This is a genomic window from Cnuibacter physcomitrellae, from assembly GCF_014640535.1.
Lineage (GTDB): Bacteria > Actinomycetota > Actinomycetes > Actinomycetales > Microbacteriaceae > Cnuibacter > Cnuibacter physcomitrellae.
In genome coordinates this window covers 1631309-1650292 of the sequence record NZ_BMHD01000001.1, presented here as the reverse complement: position 1 = coordinate 1650292, position 18984 = coordinate 1631309, and the positions used below count along the sequence as shown (strand labels likewise).

Genomic DNA, 18984 nt, shown 5'->3' with positions numbered 1-18984 from the left:
CGTTCTCACGCGCATTGCGGCGGCCTCACAGCGAGTGCGAAGGATGCGTTCCGGTCTACTCGTCCTCGGGGATCTCGCTGTCGGTGTACTCACCGTGCTCGGGCTCGGGGACGTTCACGTCGGCCGCCTCGGTGTCGGTGTACTCGCCCTCGCGCTCCTGGGGGCGCTTGTCGTCGCTCATGCCTGGGATCCTCCTCGATGTCCACGCCGGCGTTGTGCACTCCGGTCGGTTCGCTCGCGAAGCTACCACCACGGTGGGGCCGCCGAGAAGGGGTCGAGCGCACTGTGCACATCCGTGCGCCGGATGCGCGGCTGTGCAGGACTCGGCCCCGCTGCGGCGGAGGCGGGGAGCGCCTCCGCGCGGCATGACGTGCAGCCGTCGGCTCCACGGCCCGCCGGCGTCGTCTCGTCGGTGTCGAGGTCCGCGGGTCACCCCTCGCGGACGACGTCCGAGGGTTCCTTGTCGGTGCGCCAGCCGCGCCAGGACGGCTGACGCAGACGGTCGTCGCCCGTCCACTCCGCGAACTCGACCTCTCCGACGAGTTTCGGCGTCACCCACTGGGCGTCACGCGCGTCGGGACGGGGCACGTCGACGAAGGGGGAGGTCTTCCGCGCGAGCGGGGCGAGCTTCGCCGCGATGTCGGCGAGTTGACGATCGGTGAACCCCGTGCCGACACGACCGACGTACCGCAGGCCGCCCTCCGCATCCGGGACCCCGAGCAGCAGCGACCCCACCTGCGACGCCCGCCGTCCGTTGCCGGGGCGCCAGCCCCCGATCACGACCTCCTGGGCGAGGTGGTGCTTGAGCTTGATCCAGTCGCGCGTCCGGCGGGCGGTGTACGTGCTGGCCCGGCGCTTCGCCATCACGCCCTCGAGGCCCAGCTCCCGGCTCGACGTGAGGGCGTGGTCGAGATCGCCGTCGAAGGCCGGAGGCACGTGCAGACGTCCGGAGGAGGCGGGCAGGGCGTCCTCGAGCCGCCGCCGCCGCTCGTCGTAGGGCTCGTCGACGAGGGATTCGCCGTCCTCCTCGAGGAGGTCGAAGACCATGAGGTCGACCCTGACCCTCCTGGCCGCCGCCTCGACCTCGCGCGGCTTGCTCAACCCCATCCGCTGCTGCAGGCGGCCGAAGCTCGGGCGGCCCTTCGCGTCGAGGGCCACGACCTCGGCGTCGAGGAGCAGCTCGCGGTCGGCGGTGGCCGCCGCGAGCTCCTCGACGAGCTCGGGGTAGGCGGCGGTGACGTCGTTGCCGTTGCGGGTCACGAGGGCCACCCTGCCGTGGTCGGCGAGCACCAGGGCGCGGATGCCGTCCCACTTCATCTCGAACGCCCACTCGTCCTCATCGCGGATGTCGGTGGCCTGGCCGAGGGTGGCGAGCATGGGCGAAGGGATGCGCGTGCGGTCGAAGAGGTCGCGGTGAGCGGCGGGCGCGGCCGCGCGCTTCGTGCCGCCGGTGCTCTCGCGCTTCGCGGCGCTGCCGCCGCTGCTCTCGCGCGAGCCGCTGCCCCGCTTCTCGGCGCTGCTGCCGCTGTTCTCGCGCGAGCTGCTGCCGCCGCTGCTCTCGCGCTTCGCGCCGCTGCCGCTGTCGCGCTTCGCGCCGCCGTCGCTGGCGCGTTTCGCGCCGCCGCGCGTGCGCTCCTTCGACGCGGCGACCGAGGCCGGGTCGTCCCAGTCCACGCTGTGCTGATCCTTCATGAGGTGGATCAGCCAGTTCTTCGGATCCTTCCCTCCGCGGCCGCCGGTGCGGATGAGCGCCACCCTCCGGGGTTCGCCCAGACCGCCCGACGGCTGGCCGTGGAGCGTGGCGATCACCTCGTCGTCGCGCCACTTCTCCAGCTCGTAGGTGCCGAAGTCCCAGATGGTGACCGTCCCGCCGCCGTACTCGCCCTCGGGGATGGTGCCCTCGAAGGTGCCGTACTCGAGCGGATGGTCCTCCGTCATCACGGCGAGGTGGTTCTGGCCCGCATCCGTCGGCACCCCCTTGGGCAGCGCCCACGACACCAGCACGCCGTCGTGCTCGAGGCGGAAGTCCCAGTGCAGCCGCGAGGCGTGGTGCTCCTGGATCACGAACGACCGCCCGCCGGTGTCGGCGGGCGACGCCTCGGGCACCGGCTCGGGCGTCTTCGCCGCATCGCGCTTCGATCGGTACACAGTCAGCCTGTCGGGTTCGCCCGGATGCGCCTCGGCCTGGTCGTCGGCCCCGCGGTCCGAGTGCCACACGCCGCCCGGCGCCTCCACCGAACCGGGCGCGTCGGCGCTTTCGGCGAGTGGATCGACGCGTCGCCGCATCCGCGTCAGCACCTCGTCGAGCTCGAGGTGGCGGAGGTCCTTCGAGGCCAGCTCCCGCCAGGTGCGCGGCACGGCGACCGTGGGGCGGAAGCGTCCTCGCAGCGAGTAGGGGCAGATGGTCGTCTTGTTGGCGTTGTTCTGGCTCCAGTCGACGAGCACCCTGCCGGTGCGCAGCGACTTCTTCATGTCGCTGACGACGAGGTCGGGGTCGTCCGCCTCGAGGGCGCGCGCGAGCTCGTGAGCCACCGCCGACACCTGATCGGACGTCTGCTTGCCGTCGAGGGCGGCGTAGAGGTGGATGCCCTTGCTGCCGCTCGTGACGGGGACCGGGTCGAGCCCCATGTCGGTCAGGATGCGGCGGGCGCGCTTGGCCACCTCGACGCACTCGGGCAGGCCCGCGCCCTCGCCGGGGTCAAGGTCGATGACGAACCGGTCGGGGTTCTTGCGGCGGCCGTGCGCATCCACCCGCCACTGGGGCACGTGCACCTCGAGCGCCGCGATCTGGGCGAGCCAGACGAGCGTGGCCTCGTCGTTGACGAGCGGATAGGTCTTCGGGCCCTCGGAGTGCTCGATCTCCACCCGCTTGACCCAGTCGGGCGTCCCCGCGTCGAGGTCCTTCTGGAAGAACACCGACCCCGGGTCCTCGGGCGTCCCGACCCCGTTCACCCACCGCTTGCGCGTGGCCGGCCGGTTGCGCGCGTGCGGGATGAGGAAGGGCGCGATCTGCGAGTAGTACCGCAGCACGTCGCCCTTCGTCGTCCCGGTCTCGGGGTAGAGCACCTTGTCGAGGTTCGTGATCTTCAGCCGGTGCCCACCGACCGTGACCACCTGCTCGTCCTTCTTCGGGGCCATGCTCCATCCTCGCGCGTCCCTCTCCGGACGGCTACGGGGTGCCGGACCCCGTGGCGGGAGGAGGGGGCTGCGCGGTTGAATGGGACATGCGATCCATCTGGAAGGGCGCCATCACCTTCGGGCTGGTCAACGTGCCCGTGAAGCTGTACTCCGCCACCGAGGACCACGACGTCTCCCTGCACCAGGTGCACGACGCCGACGGTGGGCGGATCCGCTACCAGCGCGTGTGCGAGATTGACGGCGAGGTCGTCGAGTACCAGCACATCGTGAAGGCGTACGACGACGGCGACCGCACCGTCATCCTCACGAAGGAGGACATCGCCTCGCTGCCGGAGGAGAAGAGCCGCGAGATCGAGGTCGTGGAGTTCGTGCCGAGCGACCAGGTCGACCCGATCATGTTCGAGAAGTCCTACTATCTCGAGCCCGACTCCTCCTCGCCAAAGGCCTACGCGCTGCTGCGCAAGACGCTCGAGACCACCGACCGCACCGCGATCGTGCAGTTCGCGCTGCGCCAGAAGACCCGGCTCGGCGCGCTGCGTGTGGTCGACGATGTGCTGGTCCTGCAGGGGCTGCTGTGGGCCGACGAGATCCGCGAGGCGAACTTCCCCGCGCTCGACGAGACCACACGCGTCTCCAGCCGGGAGCTCGACATGGCGATGTCGCTGGTCGACCAGTTCTCCAGCGATTTCGAGCCCGAGAAGTTCACCGACGAGTACCAGGAGCAGCTGCGGACGCTCATCGAGGCGAAGCTCGACCAGGGCGACTCGGTCGACACCGACGAGACGTTCGGTCGCGCCGGCGACGACGACGAGGGCGGCGAGGTGCTCGACCTGATGGAGGCGCTGCGCCGCTCGGTCGACAAGAGCCGCGGGGCGAAGAACGGCGAGAAGGCCGCGCCCGCGAAGAAGGCGCCGGCGAAGAAGGCCGCGTCCTCGTCGGGGTCGTCGCGGTCGTCCTCGGCGAAGAAGCCCGCGGCCACGAAGTCCTCGTCGTCCACGGCGAAGAAGCCCGCCGCGCGGAAGAGCTCGAAGGCCTCGTGAGCCGCGTCGCCGCGCTCTCCTGAGCGAGGTCGCCGTCGAAAGGTACGCTCACGGCCCGCGCGGCCCGAATAGGGGCTCGTGCGAGCTGTGAGCGTACCTTTCGACGGCGACGGAGTCAGCAGCCGCGCTCTCGACGCCGTCCGCAGCGTCCCGACGCCGTCCGCAGCGGCCGACCCACCGCATCCACGGCTCCCGGCCCCCGATCGCGGAGGAGGATGGGGGCATGAGCACGCCGTCCTCGACCCCGCACCCGTCCGCATCCGTCACCGAGAGCACGCGGGCGGCGCATCCGCCCGTCACGGTCACCGTCACCGGCGCGGGCGGGCAGATAGGGTACGCGCTGCTGTTCCGCATCGCGGCGGGCGACATGCTCGGCGCGAGCACGCCGGTGCGGCTGCGGCTGCTCGAGGTCCCGCAGGGCCTCGCCTCGGCCGAGGGGGCGGCGCTCGAGCTGCAGGACGGCGCGTTCCCGCTGCTCGAGAGTCTCGAGGTGACGGACTCGCCCGAGCGCGCGTTCGACGTGACGAACATCGCGCTTTTGGTCGGATCGCGCCCGCGTACCGCCGGGATGGAGCGGGCCGACCTCCTCGCCGCGAACGGCGGCATCTTCGGGCCACAGGGCGCGGCGCTGAACGCGCACGCCGCCGACGACGTGCGCGTGCTCGTCGTGGGCAACCCCGCCAACACCAACGCGCTCATCGCCCAGCAGAACGCCCCGGACATCCCGGCCGACCGCTTCACCGCCCTCACCCGGCTCGACCACAACCGCGCGCTCGCCCAGCTCGCGGCGAAGCTCGAGGTGCCGGTGTCCTCGGTGCGCGACGTGACCATCTGGGGCAACCACTCCACCACCCAGTATCCGGATGTGTTCCACGCCCTCGCCGAGGAGCGTCCGGTGCGCGACCTGGTCGACGAGGCGTGGCTCGCCGAGGAGTTCATCCCGCGGGTGGCGGGGCGCGGCGCCGAGATCATCGACGCCCGGGGCTCGTCGTCGGCGGCGAGCGCCGCCTCCGCCGCGATCGACCACGTGCGCGACTGGGTGCACGGAACGCGGAACGGATGGACGAGCGTCGCGCTGCCCTCGACGGGTGCCTACGGCGTGCCCGAGGGGATCGTGAGCTCGTTCCCGGTGCACTCGATCGACGGACGCTGGGTCGTCGTCGAGGGCCTCGACGTGAACGCGTTCTCGCGCCGCCGCATCGACCTCTCCGTCGACGAGCTGCTCGAGGAGCGCGCCGCCGTCGCCGCCCGCGGCCTCCTCCCCTCCTGACCCCGGCCTCCACCTCCGAGTGCCGCCCACCCACGGCGGAGGGGTTTGTCCAGGTTTCCGTCGTGTATCGGCGATTTCGCAGCGGAAACCTGGACAAACCCCCATGACACCGCCTCGCGGAGGGCGCGGGCGCGGCTACTCGGGTGGGGCGAGGGCGGGGTCGCCGGAGGAGAGGCCCCAGACGGGGAAGAGCACGTTGAAGGCGTGGGTGAACCCGAACTGGATCGTGGCGGCCTCGTGGCCCGTGCCGGAGGAGACGAACCGGTACGCGGTCATGCCCGCCGCCTTCGCGGCCTCGAACAGCTCCTTCGAGGCCCGCACGTAGCGGCCGTCGAACTGGCCCACCGTGAAGACCGCGATCATCGACGAGGGGTAGCTGCGCGAGTCGAGGATCGTCAGCGGAAGCTGCTCCTCGTAGGCGTCGGCGTCGCCGCCGAACCCCTCGTCGATGGTCTCCTGCTCGCTCCCGAGCGACGGCCCGAGCTCTCCGGAGATGTCGATGACCGAACCCCAGACGTCCGGATGCAGCGCCCCGAAGCGGATCGCGCATCCGCCGCCGTTCGAGAACCCCGCGATCGCCCAGGACGCCGGCCCCGGCATCACGTTGAAGGTCGTCCGGATGAACGCGACCACGTCGTCGTTGACGTACGTCGCGGCGTTGCCCTGGTACCCGTCGATGCAGAGCGGGTTGTTCGAGCCGTCGCCGCCGAGCTGGTCGACCGCCACCACGATCGGAGCGAGTCCGCCGGTCTCTTCGGTGAACTCGTCGAGGACCTGCCCGACGTCGTCGACGGCGGGGGAGCCGGGCTGTCCGCTCATGTAGACCACGACCGGCAGCGCGGGCGCGCCCGCCACCTGTGCCGCCGGGGGCAGGTACACGACCGCGTCGCGGGCGTCGAAGTCGGACGCGGGGGTCGGGATCTCCACGGTGCCGACGAGGGCGTCCTCGGGCATGTCGGCGGGCGGATCCCACGAGTCGACGAGGGGGCCTGCCGGGTTCGTGGAGTGCGGCGGGAGGGCGGAGAGGTCGAGCGCGGGGAGGGTCTCGATGTCGAGGAAGTCGCCGAGGGTCTTGTCGATGCCGAAGTCGGCGTTGATCCCGACGGCGGTGGTGAGCGCGAACACGGGGACCGCGATGATCGACACGACCCGCCGCCATCCGCGGGAGACGACGGCCGACGTGACGGCGGCCGCGATGCCCGCGAAGACCGCGGCGATCCAGATGCGGGTCTCGACGCTCATCGGGGTGTTGAACACGTCGAGCACGTTCTGCACCAGCAGGGTCACCAGCACGCCGAGCACCGCGCCGGCGCCGAACGCGATGCCGACCGGCAGCAGCCAGCGCTTCGCCGGGCGCCGGACGACGATCGCGAGGAGGAACGCGACCGCGACGACGTAGACGCCGACGAGCACCGGACCATCCACGATGCGGATGTCGAGGACCCGCGCCCAGAATCCCGTCACCCGCGGCACCGGGGCAGCGCGCGGCCGCGACCCCGGAGGCGGCCGCTCGTCTCCCGGAGACGACGGGGCGCCTCTGGGACGGCGTCGGGTGTGAGGCTCACGAAGGCCATTCTGCCCTTCACTAGACTTGACCTCGATCTCGCGCGTGCAGCCGGCCGCGCGACAACCACGGAGAGTTCATGGCCGCCGCATCCCGTCTCGATTCCGTCACCGCCCTCGCCAAGCGCCGGGGCTTCGTGTTCCCGACCGGTGAGATCTACGGAGGCACGCGCAGCGCGTGGGACTACGGGCCCCTCGGCGTGGAGCTCAAGGAGAACATCAAGCGCCAGTGGTGGAAGTTCATGGTGCAGCAGCGCGACAACGTCGTGGGGCTCGACTCGGCCGTGATCCTGCCGCGCCAGGTGTGGGAGGCCTCGGGCCACGTCGAGGTCTTCACCGACCCGCTGGTCGAGTCGCTGCACACCCACAAGCGCTACCGCGCCGACCACCTGCTCGAGGCGTACGAGGAGAAGCACGGCCACCCGCCGGAGAACGGGCTCGCCGACATCCGCGACCCCGACACGGGCCAGCCCGGCGCCTGGACCGAGCCCCGCAACTTCTCGGGTCTCATGAAGACGTACCTCGGCGCTCTCGACGACGAGTCGGGTATGGCGTACCTCCGCCCCGAGACCGCGCAGGGCATCTTCGTCGACTTCAACGCTGTGCTCAACTCCTCGCGGCAGAAGCCGCCCTTCGGCATCGGCCAGATCGGCAAGAGCTTCCGCAACGAGATCACGCCCGGGAACTTCATCTTCCGCACGCGCGAGTTCGAGCAGATGGAGATGGAGTTCTTCGTCAAGCCGGGCACCGACGAGGAATGGCACCAGTACTGGATCGACCAGCGCTTCCAGTGGTACGTCGACCTCGGCATCGACCCCGAGAACCTGCGGCTCTTCGAGCACCCGAAGGAGAAGCTGTCGCACTACTCCAAGCGGACGGTCGACATCGAGTACCGCTTCGGCTTCCAGGGCTCCGCGTTCGGCGAGCTCGAGGGTGTCGCCAACCGCACCGACTTCGACCTGTCGACGCACTCGAAGGCCTCGGGCACCGACCTGTCGTACTTCGACCAGGCCACCGGTGAGCGCTACACCCCGTACGTGATCGAGCCGGCCGCGGGCCTCACCCGGTCGCTGATGGCGTTCCTCGTGGATGCGTACCACGAGGACGAGGCGCCCAACACCAAGGGCGGCGTCGACAAGCGGACCGTGCTGCGCCTCGACCCGCGCCTGGCCCCGGTCAAGGCCGCGGTGCTGCCGCTGTCGCGCAACGAGGCGCTCTCGCCCGTCGCGCGTGAGCTCGCCGCGAGCCTGCGCCGCAACTGGAACGTCGACTTCGACGACGCCGGAGCGATCGGACGCCGCTACCGCCGCCAGGACGAGATCGGCACGCCGTTCTGCATCACGATCGACTTCGACACCCTCGAGGACCGCGCTGCCACCGTGCGCTCGCGCGACACGATGAGCCAGGAGCGCGTCTCCCTCGACCAGCTCGAGGGCTACCTCGCCGCCCGACTCCTCGGCGCGTAGGGGCGGATGCGGCGGGTTCCGCCCGCCGCGCGGCGCGTCGTGCCGCCGGCGGCGGCGACGGCGCGCGGGGCGGGCGGAACCCGCCGGTGCTGCACGGCATGGCTGCTGGCGGGGTGGTGCTGGATGGGCGGGGCATGTGGCCGGGTAGCGGGGGGATGCGGCGGGTTCCGCCTGCCCTGCGGCGCGTCGTGCCGCTGACGGCGGCGACGGCGCGGAAGGCGGGCGGAACCCGCACCGTGCGCCCGAGCGGGCGGAAGCGAGCCGCCGCTGAGCCCAGGCGGTCCGCCCCACCCGGCCGCGCCAAGAGCCAGCGCCGCTGAGCCCGGGCGAGCCGAACCCTACGGGCGGGGCCAGGCGGAGACGGCGTCGAGGCGCTCGACCTCCGCGGGGGTGAGCGTCAGCGAGCCCACCGCGAGGAGGGACGGCAGCTGCTCCACGGTGCGCGCGCTCGCGATCGGCGCGGCGACGGCGGGCTTCGCCGCCAGCCACGCGAGGGCCACCGTCGCGGCGGCGTCGCCGCGGTCGCGGCCGATGTCCTCCAGCGCATCCACGATCTCGAGTCCCTGCGGCGAGACGTACCTGGTCGCCGCCGACTGCCGCGTACCCGGGTGGTCGTCCTTCGAGCGGTACTTGCCCGTGAGGAATCCGCTCGCCAACGCGTAGTAGGGCAGGATCGACATCCCCTCCTCGAGAGCGAGCGGCACGAGGTGATCCTCCACATCGTTCCGGTGCACGAGGTTGTAGTGGTCCTGCAGCGCCACCGGACGGGCGAACCCGTTCGCGTCGGCGACCGCCAGCCACTCCCGCACCGACGCGGCCGAGAAGTTCGACAGGCCCACGTGACGCACCTTCCCCGCCCGAACCAGTCGATCGAAGGCCGCCGCCGACTCCTCCACGGGAGTCGCGGGGTCCTCCGCGTGGGCGTAGTACAGGTCGATGCGATCGGTGCGCAGCCGGGCGAGCGACGCATCCGCGGCTGCGGCGACGTTCGCCGCCGAGAGCCCCGGGAAGGCGGGATGCTTGGACACCTTGGTGGCGACGACGGTGGTGTCGCGGGCGCCGCGGGTCTGCATCCATTCCCCGATGATCGTCTCGGACTCCCCGCCGGAGTTGCCGGGCTTGCGCCACATGTAGCTGTCGGCGGTGTCGATGAGGTCGCCACCGCCCTCCGCGAACGCGTCGAGCACGGCGAGGGACTCGTGGCGGTCGGCGGTCCAGCCGAACACGTTGCCGCCGAGGGCGAGCGGGAAGACGTCGAGGTCGCTGGATCCGATCTGCACCATGCTCCGACGCTACTCGCCCGAGCCCGCCCTCGTGGATGCGGTCGATTCCGGGCATCCGAGCCGGGTGGGCCGGAAAAACGCAGGGGCTGGGAGCCCATGTCCCACCATCGTGGACGAGGGGCCGCGTCCCCTGCGTTTTCCACGGGACCCGCGAGACGAGAGGCGGGATCCGCGCCGGATGCGGGCGGCGGGGTCCGCGTCGACGGGCAGCAGCCGTCAGCGGAGCGGTTTCAGCATCTCCACCTCGAGGCCGCCGGCGGCGAGCGGGTACGGGAAGGTGTGGCCCGTCTCGACCCAGCCGCGCTTGCGGTAGGCGGCGCGAGCACGATCGTTGCGCTCGTGCACGTCGAGCATGAGGACGTCGCCGCGCTCGGCGGCCCAGCGCTCGATCTCGGCGAGCACCGCATCCGTGACCCCGCCCGACCCGCGGAACCCGGGCGCGACGTAGACGCCGAGCAGGTACGGGCGTCTCATGCCGAGCGGGATCTTCGAGGTCATCGACGCCACCCACCGCCCGTCGGCGGTGATCGCCACGGCGGTGATGGCCTCGGGCGAGGAGCCCTCCCTGGCCCGCTCGCGCCAGTCCCGCTCGCGGCGCCCGCGGGCGTGCTCGGTGGTCTCGAGATAGGCGAGCGGGGTGTCGTCGAGCATCTCGAGGCGCAGGGCGCGGACCTCGGCCCAGTCCTCCTCCACCGTGCGCCGCACCACGAACCCGTCGTGCGCGGCGAGGATCTCGGGCTCCATGACGCCGACCCTACGCGCGCCGCGCCCGCCTCGCGTGCTGACCGCCGCGCGAGGGCGCGCGCGTAGGGTGACCCCATGACCATCTGGACGTGCGCGACCTGCGCCATCGAGCATCCGGACACGCCGCAGCCGCCGACGGAGTGCGCGATCTGCAGCGACGAACGGCAGTGGGTGCCGAGGTCGGGTCAGGCGTGGACGACGCGCGAGGACCTCGCCGAGCGCGGCTACCGCATCGTGGTCGGCGAGCTCGAGCCCGACCTGTACGCGGTCGACTGCGTGCCCGAGCTCGGGATCGGGCAGCGGGGTCTGCTGCTGCGCTCGGGCGGACGCACCCTGCTCTGGGAGCCGCCGGGCTTCCTCGACGAGGAGGGCGTCGCCGAGGTGCGCGCCCTCGGGGGTGTGGACGCGATCGCGTCGAGCCATCCGCACCTCACCGGATCCTCGATCCAGTGGAGTCACGCCTTCGGCGGGGTGCCGGTGTACGTCGCCCGGGCCGATGAGCGGTGGATCCGCCGGCCCGACCCCGTGATCGAGCTGTGGGACGACGAGGTCGAGCTCGCACCCGACGTGCGGATGCTGGCGTGCGGCGGCCACTTCGCCGGCAGCTCGGTGGTGCACTGGGCATCGGGGGCGGAGGGGCGCGGGGTGCTGCTCACCGGCGACACGATCGGGGTGAACGCCGACCTGGCGACGGTGTCGGCGATGCGCAGCTATCCGAACTACATCCCGCTGCCGGAGAAGGCGCTGCGGCGCATCCTCGACGTCGTCTCGCCGCTGGAGTTCGACCGGCTGTACGGGGCGTTCCGTGTGATCGAGTCGGGGGCGTCGGAGTCGGTGGCGCGGTCGTTCGAGCGGTACATCGCGTGGATCAACGGGGAGATGCCGCTCGACTGAGAGGCCCGCGTGGGCCGCGGCGGGGCCGACGCGCTCTTCTCGACGGCCCCGGGGTCGCATGGGACCATGGACGCATGACCCCCGCGCTCCACATCACCGACGACGAGGCGGCCGACCGGCTGCTCTCGGACGATCCGCTCGCGTTGCTGATCGGGATGCTGCTCGACCAGCAGGTCGCGATGGAGACCGCCTTCGCGGGGCCGCTGAAGATCAGCGAGCGGATGCGCGCCGACGGTCTCGGCTCGTTCGATGCGGCCGCGATCGCCTCCGCGCCACCCGAGACGTTCGCGGCGCTGTTCGCGCAGACCCCCGCCGTGCATCGGTTCCCGGGCTCGATGGCCGGGCGTGTGCAGGCGCTCTGCCAGGCGATCGTCGACGACTGGGGCGGCGACGCCTCCGCCCTCTGGACGGAGGGCGACCCGGACGGCGCCACCCTGCTCAGGCGCCTGAAGGCGCTGCCCGGCTTCGGTGACCAGAAGGCCCGCATCTTCGTGGCGCTGCTGGGCAAGCAGTACGGGGTCGAGCCGCGCGGCTGGCGCGAGGCGGCGGGCGCCTACGGCGAGGAGGGGGCGTTCCGGTCGGTGGCCGACATCGTCGATCCCACGTCGCTGACGAAGGTCCGCGAGACCAAGCGGGCGGCGAAGGCGGCAGCGAAGGTCGCCTCCGCCTGAGTCGGACCCGGGCATCGCCCGCAGCCCTTCGGGTCCGCCGCGAAAAGGTCGCCTCAGAGCGATCACGACGCGTAGACGGCGTCGTGTCAGCTCTCAGGCGACCTTTCTGCGCTCACTGTCGTCCGCGGCGGCTTCATGCACAGCGCGGCGGTCACCGCCGAGCGCCGAAGCGCCGCGTCCACCACCGTCTGGGCCGGCGGGGCGACGTCCTACAGCGCGGCGAGCCTGGGCACGAGCGGCTCGAGCGCGCCGACCCAGGAGACCGGGTCGCCGCCCTGCGGCGCCACCTCGACGACCTCGACGCCGAGCGCTGCGTACGCCTCCATCGTGCGGAGGAACCCGTCCGGGTCCGTCGTGGGATCCCCGGGCCCCATCACCGACTTCGTGATCGCGTCGTAGTCGCGGCCGAGGTCGTCGCAGTGGCGGCGCAGGACGTCGAGCTTCCGCGCCACGTCCTCCGGCGCGGCGGCGAACAGGTTGCACGCATCCGCGTACTGGGCCACGAGGCGCAGGGTCTTCTTCTCGCCGCCACCGCCGATGAGGATGGGCGGGTGCGGTCGCTGCACCGACTGCGGCACGTTGATGGTCTCCGCGAGCGAGTAGTGCTTGCCGGTGTAGGGGCCCTCGTCGTCGCTCCACATCTGGAGACAGATCTGGAGCGTCTCCTCCAGCATCTCGAAGCGCTGCCCGATCGGCGGATACGGCACACCCAGCGCCAGGTGCTCGCGCTCGTACCAGGCCGCGCCGATCCCGAGCATCGCACGCCCCTGCGACAGCACGTCGAGCGTCGTGACGATCTTCGCCAGCAGCCCGGGGTAGCGGTAGGTGACGCCCGTGACCATGAGCGAGAGCCGCATCCGCTCGGTCACACCGGCCAGGAAGCCGAGCGAGGTGTACCCCTCGAGCATCGGATCGTGCGCCGTGCGGTACTGCTCCATCTGGAAGTAGTGGTCCATCATGGTGAACCACTCCGCGCCGATCCCCTCCGCCACGCGCGCGGTGTCGGCGAGCACGGGCGCGACCTGCTCCGCCGGGGTGTCGAGGGTGAAGTTCATGAAGTGGATGCCGAGTTTCACGCTCCCATCCCACACCTTCGACCGCGCTCGAACGCAAGGGTCCTTCCGCTGAGTATCGTGAGCGGCGTGATCGTGGACGTGGAGATGGCCTTCTGGGAGCTGCAGAGCGGAGGCGAGCCGTTCTCTGTCGACGATGTCGTGACCTGGGTGGTCTATTCAGCTGACCGTCCGGGCCTCGACCACAGGCGTCTCGTGGCGACGTTCAACGAGTACACGCCCGATGACGAGGTCTCGCTCTACGAGGTCACGGGAGTCGTACGGCGGATCGTCGTGGTGCGGCAGGCAGAGCGAGAGGTGCCGGGCACGTTCGGGAGGACGAACGATCCCTCGAGGGAGTCGCGGCGTGAGGTGCAGTCTGCCGATCGTGACGACGACGCCGCCGAGAGGAAGACCTCCTATGAGGTCGAGCTCGAGATCGATCCCGACGACCTGCCGCCGGAACGGCAGGAGGTGCTTCCCGCGCTCGTCCCGGATCTGCTGCAAGCCCGCGCGGAAGCCGGGAGATCGCTGCTGGCGTCGCCGGCAGGCAAGGCTCTCGGTCGGTTCTACGAGAGCTTCATCGCTGCCACGCAGGGTCGTGCCACCCTCGTGGCAGGATCCGGCCCTCTCGGAGCGACCTTCATTCCTCGCACGGCGAGGGGCGCCGAGCTCCGGTGGTTCGTCCGAGATGGCACAGTGACCGTCCACGCGGGAATGGGTAGCTGGAGGCTGCCTCTGGACATCGCGGGTATCGCCGAGCTCGATCGTCTGGCGTCGGCCGTGGCGGCTGGTGGCATTCGAGACGGAAGAGGCATTCGATCGCGTTCGACGCATGTCACCGCCGCCGATGGGGAGAAGTGGAGCGACGTCGAGCAACTCCCCGCGGGCACATTCGTGCGTATCGGCGGAGGACCGGATCGCCTCCGCGCACCCGCCAGGCGCTACGCGCCCTGGCGCTAGCGCCGCCACGCGCCTGGCGCTAGCGCGACGGGGCGGTCGATATGCTCGTCGCAGCGGACGGGAGGCGCCATGGGCACGGTCGGGCAGGGCGACGCGCGCGACGGCGCCGCGGCGGGCGGGAACGCCGGACCGCAGGCCGCGTACCTCGAGCCGGATGAGGAGTCGAGGAGCGTCGAGGCCCGGCCGGAGACGCCGGAGCGCGACGAGCCGCTCGACCTCGCGGGCCTCTCCGCGGCCGGCGTCGCCGAGCGCATCGCGGCGGGGGAGACGAACGCGTTCGTCGCCGACTCGAGCCGGAGCGTGTGGAGCATCGTCCGGGCCAACGTCTTCACGCTGTTCAACGCGATCATCGCGGGCTGCTTCCTGGTGCTGCTGCTCGTCGGGCGGTGGCAGGACGCGCTGTTCGGCTTCAGCGCCATCGCGAACGCGCTGATCGGCTCGATCCAGGAGTATCGCGCGAAGCTCGCGCTCGACCGCCTGGCGCTGCTCAACGCGGCCGACGCGCGGGTGCGCCGCGACGGCGTCGAGGTCGAGGTGCCGACGCAGGACGTCGTGAAGGGCGACCTCCTCGTCCTCCGCGCCGGCGATCAGGTGCCCGCCGACAGCGTCGTGGTGTTCTCGAACGGGCTGCAGCTCGACGAGTCGATGCTCACCGGCGAGTCGGATGCGATCGACAAGATCCCGGGCACGGAGGTGCTCTCGGGATCCGTCGTCGTCGCCGGCGAGGGGTACGCGCGCGCCGACAAGCTCGGCGCCGACAGCTTCGCCAACCGCTTCGCCGACGAGGCGAAGCGGTTCTCGCTCGTCGCCTCCGAGCTGCGCACCTCGATCAACCGCGTGCTGCGCTGGGTCTCGTGGATCATCGGCCCCGTCGCCCTGCTCGTGCTCAACTCGCAGGTGATCGCGGCCGGCGGATGGGAGCGGGCGTTCCAGGACGAGTCCTGGCGCCAGGCGGTGGTCGGCACGATCGCCGCGCTGGTGGCGATGATCCCGCTCGGGCTCGTGCTCATGACGAGCATCGCGTTCGCGGTCGGGGCGGTGAAGCTCGCACGGCAGAAGGTGCTCGTGCAGGAGCTCCCGGCGGTGGAGGGCCTCGCCCGCATCGACATCATCTGCCTCGACAAGACCGGCACGCTCACCGAGGGCGACATCGTGTTCGACGACGCGCATCCGATCGCCGTCGAGGATGCGCCGGGCTGGGATGCCGTCCTCGCCTGGTGGGGCGTGCAGCCCGACTCGAACGCCACCGCCAAGTGCCTCGCCGAGCGGTTCACCGCGGCGCCCTCCGGTGAGCCGGTGGGGAGGACCGCGTTCTCGTCCGCCCGGAAGTGGAGCGCGGTGAGCTTCGGGAGCGGATCGGGAGCGGAGGGCACCTGGGTGCTCGGCGGCCCCGAGATGGTGTTCCCTGCAGGTGCGGTGATCCCGGCGCCAGGGGCCGCGGGTGTGGGCGCGGCCGGCGAGCGGCGGGGGGGCGCGGGTGCGGTGGGCGGCCGCGCGGACGCGACGACCGGCGTTGCAGCCGCGGGCGCGGAGGCGGCCGGCGGAGGACCGGGCGGCGCCGCGCGTGCGGGCGACGGCGCCGGTGCGGTGCCCGGCGCATCCATCGACCTGCTCGAGTCGGCGGCGGCGCTCGCGGCGAGCGGACGCCGCACCCTCGTGCTCGCGCGCTCGCCGCACGGAGCGGAGGGGGAGCTCGACGCATCCGAGGAGCTGCCCGCCGACCTCGAGCCGGTGTCGCTGCTCACCTTCCGCGAGAGCGTGCGGCCGGATGCGCGCGAGACCCTCGCGTACTTCGCCTCGCAGGGCGTCGACGTGCGGGTGATCTCGGGCGACAACCCGCAGACCGTGGCGGCGATCGCGCGCGAGGTCGGGCTGGACGCTCCGCACGGCTTCGACGCCCGACAGCTGCCCGACGACGAGGACGAGCTCATCGACCTCCTCCGCGACGAGGTCGTCTTCGGACGCGTGACACCCGAGCAGAAGAAGCGCATCGTGCTCGCGCTGAAGGCGGCCGGACGCACCGTGGCGATGACCGGCGACGGCGTGAACGACGCCCTCGCGATCAAGGAGGCCGACATCGGCATCGCGATGAACTCGGGCTCTCCGGCGACGAAGGCCGTGGCGCGGCTCATCCTGCTCGACGGACGCTTCTCGCACCTGCCCGGAGTCGTCGCCGAGGGTCGGCAGGTCATCGCGAACATCGAGCGCGTCTCGATGCTGTTCCTCACGAAGACCGCCTACGCCACCGGCCTCGCAGTGGTGTTCGGCGCGATGCTGATGCAGTTCCCGTTCCTGCCGCGTCAGCTCTCCGTCATCGACGGGCTCACCATCGGGCTGCCCGCGTTCTTCCTCGCGCTCCTGCCGAACGCGCAGCGCTACTCGCCCGGGTTCCTGCGGCGGTCGCTGTCCTTCGCGATCCCCGCCGGCGTCGTCGTGACCATCGCCCTCGCGTTCTACTCGCGGATGGCGACGAGCCTCGGCATCCCCGAGGAGGAGCTGCGCACCGGCACCACGCTGGTCCTCACCATCATCGGGCTCTGGATCCTCGTGGTGCTTTCGCGCCCCATCACCCTGTTCAAGACGTTCATCGTCGGGGCGATGATGATCGGCTTGATCCTGGTGTACTCGATCCCGATCGTGGGCGACTTCCTGCAGCTCACCGACCCCGGCCCCGACACCGCGGTGCTGGTGATCGTCACCACCGCGGCGTCGATCGGCGCGATCGAGGTGGTCCGCGCCATCCACCGCCGCTTCCTGCGCTCGCTCGACGAGGCACGCCGGCGCGAGGCGCGCGCCGCGCGCTCGCGAGCGCGCTGAGCGCCGCCGCGCGGGGTGGCGGAGGACGTTCAGCACCGGATCCCGCTTACCCCGCGGCATATCGGGGAGGTTGGGCGGATTCGGTGTCGAGGTGGCGGTGATCGGCGGGAAGCGACGTTGCTGGTCACGGAATGTGGTCGACCTCGCGGAATAGCGCGGGGGTTGCTCGTATTCCGTGATGAGCGTCGGGCGATGGCGCCGCGACGCGTGGGCGGGTGACGTTCAGCACCGAATCGCGGAGACCCCGCGGCATATCGCGGCGGTTGGGCGGAATCGGTGTCGAGGTGACCGCGGGGAGCGCGGCGGGCGGCGGGAGGCGCGGGATCAGCGCGGGGAGGTGCTGGCGCGGAGGTGGAAGCGCTCGCCGGCGGTGCTGAACAGGTTGATGATCTCCGCCGTGCCCGGCCCGGGGTTGAGGACGGCGTGCGGCACCCTCGTGTCGAACTCGGCCGCCTCGCCGGGCTCGAGGATCACGTCCTGGTCGCCGAGGAGCACGCGGACGCGACCCGAGAGCACGTAGATCCAATCCCATCCCTCGTGGGTGGACTGGGTCGGCACATAGTCGGGGTGCACCGGCGGCAGCACCTCCTTGTACGCCTGCAGCGGACCCGAGCGCCGCGACAGCGGCATGAAGGTCTTGTCGCCCACCGCGAACGACCTGCCTCGGACGCGGGGATCCGTCGCACGCGACCGCGTGATCAGGTCGTCGAGCGGGACCCCGAGGGCCTCCGCGATGTCGACCACCATCTCGAGCGTGAGTCTGCGCTTGCCGCTCTCGAGCCGGGACAGGGTGCTCACGGAGATCCCGCTGCGCTCCGAGAGGTCGGCGAGCGTGAGCGACTGCTGCTGACGGGCGGCGCGGATGCGCTCCCCGGCTCCCGCCGCATCCACCGACGACGTCTGCGGACCGTGTGCGGGATGCTCGTGAGGGCGCGCCTCGAGCGTGGATTGCTGATCCGGCAAGCTCATTTGCCCGATCGTACACCGGCCATCAGGCTGGGTCCATGGAACAGGACCAGTGGGATGTCATCGTCGTCGGCGGCGGATCGGCGGGGCTCAGCGCCGCCCTCGTGTTGAGCCGCGCTCGCCGCCGCGTGCTCGTGATCGACGCGGCCGAGCCGCGCAACCGCTTCGCCGGGCACATGCACGGAGTGCTCGGCCGCGACGGATGGTCGCCGCTCGAGCTGGTGCGCGTGGGCCGCGAGGAGGTCGCCGGGTACGGCGGGGAGGTCGTGCAGGGGCGCGTCACCGCGGTGTCGTCGACCGGTGGCGCCTTCGAGGTGGTGACGGATGCGGTGGGCGGCGGACGCGCATCCGCCCGCCGACTCGTGATCGCGACCGGCCTGCGGGACGAGCTCCCCGCGGTGCCGGGGCTGGCGGAGCACTGGGGCGACGGTGCGGTGGCGTGCCCGTACTGCGATGGCTGGGAGTCGCGCGACCGCCGTCTGGGCGTGATCCCGACGGGGGAGATGAGCGCTCATTACGCGCAGATGATCCGGCACTGGTCGCCGGACGTCACGCTGTTCACCGGACTCCTCGGCGACGCGGCGCCGACGGGGGAGGACCTGCGTCTGCTCGCTGCTCGAGGGGTGCGGGTCGAGCCGCGCGGCATCCGCGGGGTGGTCGGGGAGCGTGGAGCCCTGGAGGGTGTCGAGCTCGACGACGGCACGCTGGTGGGGGTCGACCGGCTGTTCGTGAAGGGATCGCTCGCGGCGGAGTCGACCTTCGTCGCCGACCTCGGAGCGGAGATGACGGAGATGCAGGGCGTGTCCATCCCGGTGCGGGATGCCACGGGCCGCACGACGGTGCCGGGCCTGTGGGCGATCGGCAACGCGGCGAATCCCGCAGCGCTCGTCCCGATCGCGATCAGCGAGGGCGTGGCGGCCGCCACCGCGGTCAACGCGGACCTCATCTTCGCGGATCTCGCCGCGCTCTGACGCGCGCCGGCCGGCTGCGTGCCCGCGCGCGGGGCGGGGTGCCCTGCCGGTGCGCGCCGGCGGGCCGCGTGCGGCGTCGGGTGATCGTCGAAAGGTACCGTCAGACGCCGCGAACCGCCGTAGACGGGTCGTATCGGCGCTGACGA

General features: G+C 71.7%; 15 protein-coding genes. 8 read left to right on the top strand and 7 right to left on the bottom strand.

The window, feature by feature from the left end:
- Nucleotides 1–55 precede the first annotated feature (55 nt).
- The gene (locus IEX69_RS21080; protein WP_268235388.1) at nucleotides 56–181 is read right to left on the bottom strand and encodes a hypothetical protein; all 126 of its coding nucleotides are present in this window, start codon (nucleotides 179–181) and stop codon (nucleotides 56–58) included.
- 248 nt (nucleotides 182–429) lie between these two features.
- Nucleotides 430–3138 carry an ATP-dependent DNA ligase gene (locus IEX69_RS07665; RefSeq protein WP_085020446.1) on the bottom strand — a complete coding sequence of 903 codons (2709 nt, stop codon included), beginning with the start codon at nucleotides 3136–3138 and terminating at the stop codon, nucleotides 430–432.
- Between the two features lie 86 nt (nucleotides 3139–3224).
- On the opposite strand from IEX69_RS07665, the gene ku reads away from it, so the two are divergent.
- On the top strand, nucleotides 3225–4178 hold the full coding sequence (ku, locus tag IEX69_RS07660; protein ID WP_085020445.1) for a non-homologous end joining protein Ku: 954 nt from the start codon (nucleotides 3225–3227) through the stop codon (nucleotides 4176–4178).
- Nucleotides 4179–4401: 223 nt separating this feature from the next.
- Nucleotides 4402–5448 carry a malate dehydrogenase gene (locus IEX69_RS07655; protein ID WP_085020444.1) on the top strand — a complete coding sequence of 349 codons (1047 nt, stop codon included), beginning with the start codon at nucleotides 4402–4404 and terminating at the stop codon, nucleotides 5446–5448.
- Between the two features lie 135 nt (nucleotides 5449–5583).
- Here the strand turns inward: IEX69_RS07655 and IEX69_RS07650 are convergent, their stop codons facing one another.
- On the bottom strand, nucleotides 5584–6912 hold the full coding sequence (locus IEX69_RS07650) for an alpha/beta hydrolase (RefSeq protein WP_085020443.1): 1329 nt from the start codon (nucleotides 6910–6912) through the stop codon (nucleotides 5584–5586).
- 179 nt (nucleotides 6913–7091) lie between these two features.
- Here IEX69_RS07650 and IEX69_RS07645 point away from each other — a divergent pair, with 179 nt between their 5' ends.
- Entirely contained in the window at nucleotides 7092–8477 is a 1386-nt protein-coding gene (locus IEX69_RS07645; protein WP_085020442.1) for a glycine--tRNA ligase, read from the top strand.
- A gap of 338 nt (nucleotides 8478–8815) precedes the next feature.
- Here the strand turns inward: IEX69_RS07645 and IEX69_RS07640 are convergent, their stop codons facing one another.
- A complete protein-coding gene (locus IEX69_RS07640; RefSeq protein WP_085020441.1) occupies nucleotides 8816–9760 on the bottom strand; it encodes an aldo/keto reductase in 945 nt (314 codons plus the stop codon).
- A 216-nt stretch (nucleotides 9761–9976) separates the two neighbouring features.
- A complete protein-coding gene (locus IEX69_RS07635) occupies nucleotides 9977–10504 on the bottom strand; it encodes a GNAT family N-acetyltransferase (protein ID WP_085020440.1) in 528 nt (175 codons plus the stop codon).
- A gap of 75 nt (nucleotides 10505–10579) precedes the next feature.
- On the opposite strand from IEX69_RS07635, the gene IEX69_RS07630 reads away from it, so the two are divergent.
- The gene (locus tag IEX69_RS07630; RefSeq protein ID WP_085020439.1) at nucleotides 10580–11398 is read left to right on the top strand and encodes an MBL fold metallo-hydrolase; all 819 of its coding nucleotides are present in this window, start codon (nucleotides 10580–10582) and stop codon (nucleotides 11396–11398) included.
- Between the two features lie 74 nt (nucleotides 11399–11472).
- Complete coding sequence (locus tag IEX69_RS07625) at nucleotides 11473–12069, top strand: HhH-GPD-type base excision DNA repair protein (protein WP_085020438.1); 597 nt, start codon at nucleotides 11473–11475, stop codon at nucleotides 12067–12069.
- 209 nt (nucleotides 12070–12278) lie between these two features.
- Here IEX69_RS07625 and IEX69_RS07620 read toward each other — a convergent pair whose 3' ends face one another.
- Nucleotides 12279–13145 (bottom strand): LLM class F420-dependent oxidoreductase, encoded by an 867-nt coding sequence (locus tag IEX69_RS07620; RefSeq protein ID WP_085020437.1) that lies wholly within the window; start codon nucleotides 13143–13145, stop codon nucleotides 12279–12281.
- Between IEX69_RS07620 and IEX69_RS07615 the strand changes: the two genes are divergently transcribed.
- Together IEX69_RS07615 and IEX69_RS07610 are read left to right on the top strand one after the other, a co-directional pair.
- A complete protein-coding gene (locus tag IEX69_RS07615; protein ID WP_157127251.1) occupies nucleotides 13128–14084 on the top strand; it encodes a DUF6578 domain-containing protein in 957 nt (318 codons plus the stop codon). The two genes, IEX69_RS07620 and IEX69_RS07615, sit on opposite strands and share 18 nt — an antisense overlap.
- 69 nt (nucleotides 14085–14153) lie before the next feature.
- Nucleotides 14154–16901, top strand: coding sequence for an HAD-IC family P-type ATPase (locus IEX69_RS07610; RefSeq protein WP_085020435.1), 2748 nt, complete (start codon nucleotides 14154–14156; stop codon nucleotides 16899–16901).
- 324 nt (nucleotides 16902–17225) lie between these two features.
- Here IEX69_RS07610 and IEX69_RS07605 read toward each other — a convergent pair whose 3' ends face one another.
- Complete coding sequence (locus IEX69_RS07605; protein WP_085020434.1) at nucleotides 17226–17870, bottom strand: helix-turn-helix domain-containing protein; 645 nt, start codon at nucleotides 17868–17870, stop codon at nucleotides 17226–17228.
- A gap of 35 nt (nucleotides 17871–17905) precedes the next feature.
- Between IEX69_RS07605 and IEX69_RS07600 the strand changes: the two genes are divergently transcribed.
- Nucleotides 17906–18838 (top strand): NAD(P)/FAD-dependent oxidoreductase, encoded by a 933-nt coding sequence (locus IEX69_RS07600; RefSeq protein WP_085020433.1) that lies wholly within the window; start codon nucleotides 17906–17908, stop codon nucleotides 18836–18838.
- The last annotated feature ends 146 nt before the right edge of the window (nucleotides 18839–18984 follow it).

What these genes read in the sequence shown, in the direction of transcription:
- IEX69_RS21080 (WP_268235388.1), bottom strand. Translation starts at nt 181, where the DNA reads ATGAGCGACGACAAGCGCCCCCAGGAGCGCGAGGGCGAGTACACCGAC.
- IEX69_RS07665 (WP_085020446.1), bottom strand. Translation starts at nt 3,138, where the DNA reads ATGGCCCCGAAGAAGGACGAGCAGGTGGTCACGGTCGGTGGGCACCGG.
- ku (WP_085020445.1), top strand. Translation starts at nt 3,225, where the DNA reads ATGCGATCCATCTGGAAGGGCGCCATCACCTTCGGGCTGGTCAACGTG.
- IEX69_RS07655 (WP_085020444.1), top strand. Translation starts at nt 4,402, where the DNA reads ATGAGCACGCCGTCCTCGACCCCGCACCCGTCCGCATCCGTCACCGAG.
- IEX69_RS07645 (WP_085020442.1), top strand. Translation starts at nt 7,092, where the DNA reads ATGGCCGCCGCATCCCGTCTCGATTCCGTCACCGCCCTCGCCAAGCGC.
- IEX69_RS07640 (WP_085020441.1), bottom strand. Translation starts at nt 9,760, where the DNA reads ATGGTGCAGATCGGATCCAGCGACCTCGACGTCTTCCCGCTCGCCCTC.
- IEX69_RS07635 (WP_085020440.1), bottom strand. Translation starts at nt 10,504, where the DNA reads ATGGAGCCCGAGATCCTCGCCGCGCACGACGGGTTCGTGGTGCGGCGC.
- IEX69_RS07630 (WP_085020439.1), top strand. Translation starts at nt 10,580, where the DNA reads ATGACCATCTGGACGTGCGCGACCTGCGCCATCGAGCATCCGGACACG.
- IEX69_RS07625 (WP_085020438.1), top strand. Translation starts at nt 11,473, where the DNA reads ATGACCCCCGCGCTCCACATCACCGACGACGAGGCGGCCGACCGGCTG.
- IEX69_RS07610 (WP_085020435.1), top strand. Translation starts at nt 14,154, where the DNA reads ATGGGCACGGTCGGGCAGGGCGACGCGCGCGACGGCGCCGCGGCGGGC.
- IEX69_RS07605 (WP_085020434.1), bottom strand. Translation starts at nt 17,870, where the DNA reads ATGAGCTTGCCGGATCAGCAATCCACGCTCGAGGCGCGCCCTCACGAG.
- IEX69_RS07600 (WP_085020433.1), top strand. Translation starts at nt 17,906, where the DNA reads ATGGAACAGGACCAGTGGGATGTCATCGTCGTCGGCGGCGGATCGGCG.